Origin of the sequence: Duganella vulcania, assembly GCF_009857655.1 — a bacterium.
In the GTDB taxonomy this organism is placed as follows: domain Bacteria; phylum Pseudomonadota; class Gammaproteobacteria; order Burkholderiales; family Burkholderiaceae_D; genus Rugamonas; species Rugamonas vulcania.
This window is the reverse complement of the sequence record NZ_WWCX01000148.1, coordinates 1-9,055: the sequence shown is the minus strand read 5'-3', so window position 1 is coordinate 9,055 and position 9,055 is coordinate 1. Positions and strand designations below refer to the sequence as shown.

8 protein-coding genes and 1 pseudogene are annotated in these 9,055 nt (G+C 64.3%); all 9 read left to right on the top strand.

Annotation, left to right across the window (positions count from 1 at the left end; all coding sequences use genetic code 11):
* Positions 1-189: ATP-binding protein (locus tag GTP90_RS33545; protein ID WP_503826778.1), on the top strand; the 189-nt coding region annotated here is incomplete at its 5' end.
* 22 nt (positions 190-211) lie between these two features.
* Positions 212-859 carry a response regulator gene (locus tag GTP90_RS33540; protein ID WP_161087575.1) on the top strand — a complete coding sequence of 216 codons (648 nt, stop codon included), beginning with the start codon at positions 212-214 and terminating at the stop codon, positions 857-859.
* Between the two features lie 138 nt (positions 860-997).
* Positions 998-2,581: a GGDEF domain-containing protein gene (locus tag GTP90_RS33535; RefSeq protein ID WP_161087574.1), complete on the top strand. Its 1,584-nt coding sequence runs from the start codon at positions 998-1,000 to the stop codon at positions 2,579-2,581.
* 292 nt (positions 2,582-2,873) lie between these two features.
* Entirely contained in the window at positions 2,874-4,433 is a 1,560-nt protein-coding gene (locus tag GTP90_RS33530; RefSeq protein ID WP_161087573.1) for a flagellin N-terminal helical domain-containing protein, read from the top strand.
* Positions 4,434-4,523: 90 nt separating this feature from the next.
* Positions 4,524-4,913, top strand: coding sequence for a flagellar protein FlaG (locus GTP90_RS33525; RefSeq protein ID WP_161087572.1), 390 nt, complete (start codon positions 4,524-4,526; stop codon positions 4,911-4,913).
* Between the two features lie 198 nt (positions 4,914-5,111).
* Positions 5,112-7,796 carry a flagellar filament capping protein FliD gene (gene fliD / locus GTP90_RS37675; RefSeq protein ID WP_161087571.1) on the top strand — a complete coding sequence of 895 codons (2,685 nt, stop codon included), beginning with the start codon at positions 5,112-5,114 and terminating at the stop codon, positions 7,794-7,796.
* Between the two features lie 28 nt (positions 7,797-7,824).
* Positions 7,825-8,262, top strand: coding sequence for a flagellar export chaperone FliS (gene fliS / locus GTP90_RS33515; protein ID WP_117011622.1), 438 nt, complete (start codon positions 7,825-7,827; stop codon positions 8,260-8,262).
* A 3-nt stretch (positions 8,263-8,265) separates the two neighbouring features.
* Positions 8,266-8,595 carry a flagellar protein FliT gene (locus GTP90_RS33510; RefSeq protein WP_117011623.1) on the top strand — a complete coding sequence of 110 codons (330 nt, stop codon included), beginning with the start codon at positions 8,266-8,268 and terminating at the stop codon, positions 8,593-8,595.
* 14 nt (positions 8,596-8,609) lie between these two features.
* Positions 8,610-9,055 (top strand): annotated as a pseudogene (locus GTP90_RS33505) (flagellar hook-length control protein FliK); the annotation flags it as partial.

The window sequence follows — 9,055 nt, the reverse complement described above, 5'->3', positions numbered from 1 at the left end:
GCCTCGTTCGGCCTGCGCGGCATGGCCGAGCGCGCCCGCGCGCTGGGCGGCACGCTCGCCCTGAGCCACGCGGCCGGCGGCGGCACCGTGGTGTCCATCAAAATTAAGCACGAAAGCGCGCGCGCGGCCCTCATCGGGGCGGCCGCCGGCGCTACAATAGCGGGTGAAAATATTTCTGCCGTGAAATAGCAAAAGATCAATAGAGAGTCACATGTCAGAAAAAGCCATCATCAAGGTCTTCATTGCCGACGACCACGCCATCGTGCGGGAAGGCTTGAAACAAATCCTGGCCGAGACGCGCGACATCGTCGTGGCCGGCGAGGCCGAGAACGGCCTGGACGCCATCAAGCTGTTCCGCAAGGCCGACTGCCAGGTCATGCTGCTCGACATCTCCATGCCCGACCGCAGCGGCATCGAGGTGCTCAAGCAGATCAAGAAGGAAAAGCCGGAGCTGGCGGTGCTGATGCTGTCCATGCACCGCGAGGACCAGTACGCGATCCGCTCGCTCAAGGCCGGCGCGGCCGGCTATCTCACCAAGCAGAGCGCGCCGCGCGAGCTGGTGACGGCGATCCGCCAGGTGGCCGGCGGCCTCAAGTACATCAGCCCGGCGCTGGCGCAGGAGCTGGCCAACCACGTCGGCGAGGACCACGAGGCGCCGCCGCACGACAGCCTGTCCGACCGCGAATACCAGACCCTGACCATGATCGCCTCCGGCAAGACGGTCGGCATGATCGCCAAGGAACTGTCGCTGTCGGTCAAGACCGTCAGCGAGTACCGGGCCCGGCTGCTGGTCAAGATGAAGCTGAAAAACAGCGCGGAACTGACCCACTACGCCATCAAGAACCAGCTGATCGAATAGGCATCGGCGGGCGCTTGCCGGAATGCCCACACTTGATACCCTGATGAAAGCCACATTCCACCCTTTTATTCAGGCTATGCCGACCGGGACGCGGGCTTAATATGGTTTAATGAACAAACCTTTAAGAGGCAGCATCTGATGTCCAGCAAATCCTCCACTCCCGAGCAGAATCCGGCCGACATCGCGCGCGAGGCGTTCAAGCGCCTGGCCGTGCGCCGCATCGCGCCGACGCCGGAAGCCTACCGCGACATCTACCACGAAATCGCCGGCATCGCCGCCGAGCCGGCCGCGACCGCGCCGCTGGGCGCGGTCGATCCCGGGCCGGAATCGGTGCTGAGCCAGTTCGCCACCCGCCTGACCGAGAACACCGGCGACCTGGCCGACTTCGGCCGCCGCTTCAACCGCGCCGTCAAGTCGCGCGACTGGGAGGGCTACGCCAAGGCGCTGTCGCAGCTGGTGGAAAAACACTTCGTCAGCAAGAAGGGCGGCATCGAGCTGGCCGGCCTGGCGCCGGAGGACGAGCAAAGCCGCACGCTGCGCGACCTGCTCAGCCGCACCCTGACCTTCGCGGTGGCGTCGCTGCTGTCGGGCGCGCCGGTGCTGGTGGCCGAGGCCGAATCGCTGGGCGCGGCCACCAAGCTGGCCCACAGCGAGGAGGCGCTGGCCGAGATCGCCGTGCGCCTCAAGCAGCTGTGCTACCAGATCGAGCTGCGCGGCGGCGACAGCGGCGAACAGCAGGAACTGCTGCTGCGCCTGTTCAAGCTGCTGCTGGAGAATGTCAGCGAGCTGCTTGACGACGACAGCTGGCTGCGCGGCCAGATCGAATCGGTGCAGAACCTGATCACCGGCCCGATCGACGTGCGCGCGCTGGAGGAAGCCACGCGCAGCCTGAAGGAAGTGATCTACAAGCAGGGCCAGCTCAAGCACAGCCTGTCGGACGTCAAGCTCACCGTCAAGAACATGATGATGACCTTCATCGACCGGCTCGGCCAGGTCGCGGCCTCGACCGGCGACTTCCACGAGAAGATCGGCGGCTACTCGGAAAAGATCAGCAAGGCCGACAACATCGCCGAGCTCAACAACATACTCGACGAGGTGCTCAAGGAAACCCGGCTGGTGCAGAGCGAGGCGCTCAAGGCGCGCGACAAGATGGTCTTGGCGCGCCAGGAGGTGCAGGACGCCGAGAACCGCATCCACGCGCTGGAGGCCAAGCTGCAGCATTTGAGCGAGCTGGTGCGCGAAGACCAGCTGACCGGCAGCCTCAACCGCCGGGGCCTGGACGACGTGTTCGAGCGCGAGACCGCGCGCGCCGACCGCCGCGGCACGCCGCTGTGCATCGCCATCCTCGACCTGGACGATTTCAAAAAGCTCAACGATACCTACGGCCACATCGCCGGCGACGCCGCGCTCAAGCACCTGGTCAAGATCGTCAAGGACACGCTGCGCTCGATGGACGTGATTGCCCGCTTCGGCGGCGAGGAATTCCTGATCCTGATGCCGGAGACCTCGGTCGAGGCGGCCGCCAGCACGATGACCCGTTTGCAGCGCGAACTGACCAAGCACTTCTTCCTGCACGATAACGAGAAGGTGCTGATCACCTTCTCGGCCGGGGTGGCGCTGCGCCGTCCCAACGAGGAGCAGACCGAGCTGGTCAAGCGCGCCGACAAGGCCATGTACACCGCCAAGCAGACCGGCAAAAACCGGGTGGTGGTGGCCGACTAGCCCCGTTTATTGTCATTTTTATTCCAGCCCGGCGCCCGCCGGGCTTTTTTTTGCCCAAAAACAAGGTCGAAAAATAATTATTTTTGCCCTAAAGATTCCGCGAACGCGGTCGTTTAAACGGGCATGTGCGATGAACTTTAGCCCTGAAATCGAAAATTTCCCGCTTTTTTTGCCCTTAATTTTCCCACTGGGCAACCGTTACCAGTTACAACAGCGGTTTGAATGTCTCGGAATGTGGAGACAGACCAATGGGAACTGAGCATATCGCCGAATCGTATTTTGGAGAAACATCATGGCACAAGTCATCAACACTAATATTGCATCGCTGAATTCGCAACGTAACCTGACCACGTCGCAAGCAAACCTGTCGACTTCGCTGCAACGCCTGTCCTCGGGTCTGCGCATCAACAGCGCAAAAGACGACGCCGCAGGTCTGGCCATTTCGGAACGCTTCACTTCGCAAATTCGCGGCAATACCACGGCTGCACGTAACGCCAACGACGGTATCTCGCTGGCTCAAACGGCCGAGGGTGGCTTGAGCACCGCAGGCGACCTGCTGCAGCGTATCCGCGAACTGGCAGTCCAGTCCGCCAACGGCAGTAACTCCGCATCGGATCGCCAATCGATCCAGAACGAGGTGGGCGCTCTGTCGAAAGAGCTCGACCGCGTTGCCACCAGCACCCAGTTCAACGGCCAGAACGTACTCGACGGCAGCCTGACCAGTACCCAGTTCCAGGTCGGCGCCAACTCGGGCCAAACCATTAACATCGGTGTGCAGAGCGCCCGGGCCAGCGACATCGGCAACAACACCATCAAGCCGGTCGATACGGCCACCTCGCTGTCGCAGGCCGTTACCGGCGCCAATGCCAACCTCGACACCGCCGATGCCGCCAACCTGCTGACCGCCGACGAAACGCTGACCATCAAGTCCGGTGCCGGCACCACCCAAGACATCTTCGTCAAGGCACCGCAGCTGGGCGCTACCCCTCCGGTCAACGGCGACACCGCCGCCTCCACCGCCGCCAAAGTGAACGCCGCCTCCGGCACCACCGGCGTGACGGCGCAGGCCAAAACCGTCGCCACCATCGCTGGCGTCGTCGACGGCTCGGTCAACTTCCAGTTGCGCGGCGCTAACTCGATCGCCAACGATCCAAACTCCAAGGCTGTCACCATTAGCGCCAAAGTGGTCGGTGGCGACCTGTCGGCCTTGGCCCAGGCTGTCAATGCCCAGACCGCGACCACCAACGTCACCGCCAGCGTCAAGCTGGACGCAACCGGCAAAAAAGAACTGCAATTGGTCGACAGCACGGGCAACAATATTCAGTTGTCCTCCCAGACCGGTGACGTGGCACTGCAATCGGCCACCGTGCGCGGCGCGGACATCGGCGGTTCGCCTTCGGCCACCACCGTCTCACTGGCTACCGGCGGCTCGGCAGCGGTCGGTGGTCGCGTCGAATTTTCGTCGGACTCCGGCTTCTCGATCACCAGCACGGTCGGCGTGATCACTGGCGGCACTACCGTCGGCAGCGATCTGCAGTCCGTCTCGAAAATCGACGTCAGCACCGTGGATGGCTCGAACGCTGCGCTGAAGACCATCGACTCGGCGCTGAACTCGATCAACAGCAACCGTGCGGCGCTCGGTGCGATTCAAAACCGTTTTGCGTCGACGATCTCGAACCTGAACACGACGACGGAGAACTTGTCCGCTTCGCGTAGCCGGATTCAAGATACCGACTTCGCGTCGGAAACGGCCAACCTGACCCGCGGCCAGATCCTGCAACAAGCTGGTACCGCCATCCTGGCCCAGGCCAACTCGCTGCCGAACGGCGTGCTGTCCCTGCTGCGTGGCTAAAATCCGGGGAAGGATTGACCCGACAAGGTCACCCTGACTAGGTTCCCCGGCTGATTTATTCAGTCGGGGATTTTTCACAAAGGAAGCATCATGACTATCGATACCATCGGCTCGGCCACCCAGGCCCGCCCAGTAGACCGCCCGGCCACAGCCGCTGGCGGCGATGTCGCTGCGCAAGGCGCCACGCGCGCACCAGCCACTGCCGTGGAAACAGCGGCCGCCGTCAAAGGCCCGGCCAATGTACCGACGCTGGAGCAGGTCAACCAGGCCGTGTCGCAGCTGAACAAGTCGGCGCAAGCCAAGTCGCAAGGCCTGGAATTCTCGGTCGACAGCGACACCAAGCGCACCGTGGTCAAGGTGATCGACCAGACCACCAAGGAAGTGCTGCGCCAGATTCCCTCGCCCGAAGCGCTGGAAATCGCCAAATCGCTGGAGTCGAAGTCCAGCAACTCCGGTTTGCTGATCCAGCAAACCGCCTGAAGCGGCCGCGCTCGCGCGCGCCGCTTTTTTCCCATGCATGGCATCCTGACACCGGGAGCGCCTGCCCACTGCCCCGCCACGTCCCCTTCGCTGCCCGTTTTTTCAGCTTTGCCTGAACTGGCAGGTATTCTCCCCTCTCAAGTCCGGTTTGATTCTGCCGATATTGTCTTATATTATTGCTTTACTTAGGAGCACATCGTGGGCATCTCTTCAGCGGGCATCGGCTCTGGCCTCAAGGTCGACGACATCGTCAGCAAGCTGATGGCAGTGGAGTCGCAGCCGTTGGCCGATTACGACAAGAAATCGGCCAGTTATCTGGCGAAGGTGTCCGCGTTCGGCAATTTGTCGAGCGCTCTCGGCACCTTCCAGAGCTCGCTCAGCAGCCTGAGTTCCCTGTCCGGCTTCCAGTCGCTCACTAGCACCCCCAGCGATTCCTCCGTGCTAACGGCCACCGCCAACAGCACCGCCCAGCCGGGCAACTACCGCATCAATGTCACCCAGATCGCCCAAGCGCAGACGCTGGCCTCCGCCGGTTACAAAAGTACCACGGCGGCCATCGGCCTCGGTGGCAAGACCACGATCAACTTCTCGCTGGGCACGATCAGCGGCGGCACCTTCGGCATCGCCGGCACCGCGCTCGGGGCCAGCCTGAGCAGCGGAGGCCTGACACCGGGCTCGCTCAGCATTAACAACACCGCAATCAGCACCGACGGCACCACCCGCAGTGCCCGCCTGCTGGCCGACGCCATCAATGCCAAAAGCACCACCACCGGTGTGTCGGCCAAGGCCGCGCCCACCGTCACCAGCGCCACACTGTTCGGCGGCGGTGGCGCCTCCAGTTTCGGCGCCGTCGATACAAGCGGCGGCGGCACCTATTCGCTGACGGTCGGCGGGGTGGAAATAGCCGCCCAAGCGGCCGGCGTAGCGGGCGGCAGCGGTGTCACCGCCGCCGCGCTCGACGCCGCGCTGACGGGCAACACCGCCGTGGCGCGCGCGCTGGCCGACGCCAACATCACGGTGACGGGCACCGCCGCCGGCGGCGACCTGCAGTTCACCAACGCCGACGGCAGCAACATCGCCATCGCCGAAGCGGTGTCGGGCAGCGTGACTGGTGGCATCGGCAACATCGGCGGCGCCAACATCGGTTCCAGCACCACCGCGGTGGGGTCGATCTCACTGGTGTCGGCCGACGGCAGCCCGATCACCGTCGGCGGCACCAATCCGGCCGGCGCCGGCTTCACAGCCGGCGTCGGCGGCGCCTACCTGGGGGCCGGCTTCGCGTCCGACTCCAGCCGCACCAGCGGCAACATCGTCATCGACAGCAGCAACAACACGCTGCAGGGCATCATGGCGGCGATCAACAAAGGGGGCTTCGGCGTTACCGCCAGCATCGTCTCGGACGGCAGCACCGGCACCGGGGCTACGCCCAACCACCTGATCCTGACCGCAAGCGACACCGGCCTGAGTTCGACGATGAAAATCACCTTGGCTGGCACCGGAGGCAACCCTCCCGATGGCGCCTTGGTCAGCCTGTTGAGCTACGATCCGGCCGGCACGCAGAACCTGAGCCAGAAGGCGGCCGCCGCAGACACCAAGGCGTCCGTCAACGGCATCGCCGTCACCAGCTCCACTACGGGCATCTCCGGCGCCATCACCGGTGTGACCATCAGCGCGCTCAAAGTCGGCAGTTCCAGCCTGACGGTCTCCAAGGATACCGCCTCGCTCACCGCTTCGGTCACCAGCTTCGTCAAGGCCTACAACGATCTCAGCAGTCAGATCACCACGCTGGGCGCGTACAATCCCGACACCAAGACTGGCGGCCCATTGCTCGGAGACAGTACCCTGCGCAATCTGCAGGCGTCGATCCGCCACCAACTCGGCGCCTCGATCACCGGCCTCAAAGGCAGCAGTCTGACCAACCTATCGCAGATCGGCATATCCTTTCAGAAAGACGGCACGCTGACGCTGGACAACAGCAAACTGAACAAGGCGATCGCCAGCAACTATGGCGACATTGCCGGCCTGTTCGCGGCGGTCGGCCATAGCAGCGACCCGGACATCAAGTTCGTCAGTTCCAGCGGCAAGACCCAAGCTGGCGACTACGCGATCGATATCACCCAACTCGCCACGCAGGGCGTCCTGCAGGGCGCAACCGTGCTGCCGGCTGAAACCGTGATCGGCGCCGACACCTCGTGGACCGTGACGCTGAACGACACCAAGCCAGCCACACTGGCCAACACCGCCACCATTTCCTTGCCTGCCGGTAGCTACAATCCCAGCCAACTGGCGACACTGCTGCAATCGGCCATCAACGGCGTCAGCGCCTTCTCTACCGCAGGTTCCACCGTCGCCGCCACGGTCGGTGACGATGGCAAGCTGAAGCTGGCCTCGACCCTGTACGGCTCGAAATCGAACTTGCAGATCAGCACAGTCAGCGGCACCGACATTTCCGCCGTCTTCGGAGGCGCCAGCTCGGTAGATGGACTCGACGTGGCCGGCACCATCGGCGGCTACACCGCCACCGGCAGCGGCCAGACACTGACCGGTTCGCCGGGCGCGCCGATCGACGGCCTCAAACTGACAATCACAGGCGACACTATCGGTTCGCGCGGCAGCTTCGGTTTCTCGCAGGGGTATGCCTACCAGCTCAACACGCTGGCGGCGGGTTACCTGGGCGGTAGCGGCCTGATCGCTGGCCGCACCACAGGCCTGAACAATTCGGTCAAGGACATCGGCAAGCAGAAGGACGCGTTCGCCTCCCGCCTGGTCGACATCGAAGCGCGTTACCGCGCCCAGTACTCGGCGCTCGACACCTCGATCGCCAGCATGAATACCACCGCGTCATTCTTGGCGCAACAGTTCGCGGCGCTTGCCAAGCAATAGCCGCTGACGCTTTAACAGGAGACAGAGTATGTTCGGATCGCGACAAACTGGCGTGCACGCCTATGCCAAGGTTGGCATGGAAACCGGCGTGGTGGCCGCCAGTCCTCACAAGCTGATCGTCATGCTGTTCGACGGCGCCCTGGTGGCGCTGAGCAGCGCGCTGAACGGCATGCGCAATGGCGACATCGGCGAGAAAGGCAAATCGATCTCCAAGGCCATCATGATCATCGACAGCGGCCTGCGCGCCGCGCTCGACAAGAAGGCCGGCGGCGACATCGCCGAGGGCCTGGACGCGCTGTATGAATACATGAGCGCGCGCCTGCTGACAGCCAACCTGAACAACGACCCGGCGATCCTGGAGGAAGTGCAGCGCCTGCTGACCGAATTGCGCGACGCCTGGAACGCCATTGCCGACACCCCCGCCGCCACCGGCATCCGCCCCACCACCAATCTCGCGAGCGCCTGATTCATGATGACCAGCCAAGATATCCTTTCCGTGTACGCCGCCATGGCCGACCTGACCGAACAGATGGTGCAGGCCGCCACGCGCAGCGACTGGGACCAGTTGGTGCTGCTGGAGCAGCGCTGCGCCGCGCACGTGCAGGCGCTGCGCGAGCAGGAGCCGGCCCAGCCGATGCAGGGCGCCGAGCGCGAACGCAAGATCAGCCTGATCCGCCAGATGCTCAACGCCGACCGCCAGATCCGCGACCTGACCATGCCGTGGATGGCGCAACTGTCCAAACTGATCAACTCCACCGGCACTGAACGGCGCGTGATTAACGCCTACGGCAGCGTCTAAAGCAGGGGCGCGCCATGATGCCGCCAGCGGTCACCATCTTGCCGGTCGGCCCGGCGGCCGGCGTCGGTGGCGCCGCGCCGGTGGGCGACGGCCGCCAGGCGGCCTTCCAGCGCGCGCTGCAAAGCCTGGTCGGACAACCGGTCACGGCCGAGGTGCTGTCCAAGTACAACGACGGCAGCTTCCTGGTCCGCGTGGCCGACAACGCCGTGCGCATGATGCTGCCGCCGGACGTGCAGGTGGGCGCCGACGTGCCCCTGACCGTGCTGACGGCCAGCCCCCGCCCCACCTTCCAGCTCGCGAACAATCCCCCCGGCAGCTCGGCCACGGTGGTCTACGGCGACACCGCCGAAGCCGCCTCCGGCCTCTATTCCCCCACCCTGCCGTCGCAGGACGCGCCGGCCACCTTGCCTGGCACGCCCCGTCAGCCCGGCGGCGCCGCGCCGGGCCAGCCGGCCACGCC

What these genes read in the sequence shown, in the direction of transcription:
- GTP90_RS33540 (WP_161087575.1), top strand. Translation starts at nt 212, where the DNA reads ATGTCAGAAAAAGCCATCATCAAGGTCTTCATTGCCGACGACCACGCC.
- GTP90_RS33535 (WP_161087574.1), top strand. Translation starts at nt 998, where the DNA reads ATGTCCAGCAAATCCTCCACTCCCGAGCAGAATCCGGCCGACATCGCG.
- GTP90_RS33530 (WP_161087573.1), top strand. Translation starts at nt 2,874, where the DNA reads ATGGCACAAGTCATCAACACTAATATTGCATCGCTGAATTCGCAACGT.
- GTP90_RS33525 (WP_161087572.1), top strand. Translation starts at nt 4,524, where the DNA reads ATGACTATCGATACCATCGGCTCGGCCACCCAGGCCCGCCCAGTAGAC.
- fliS (WP_117011622.1), top strand. Translation starts at nt 7,825, where the DNA reads ATGTTCGGATCGCGACAAACTGGCGTGCACGCCTATGCCAAGGTTGGC.
- GTP90_RS33510 (WP_117011623.1), top strand. Translation starts at nt 8,266, where the DNA reads ATGATGACCAGCCAAGATATCCTTTCCGTGTACGCCGCCATGGCCGAC.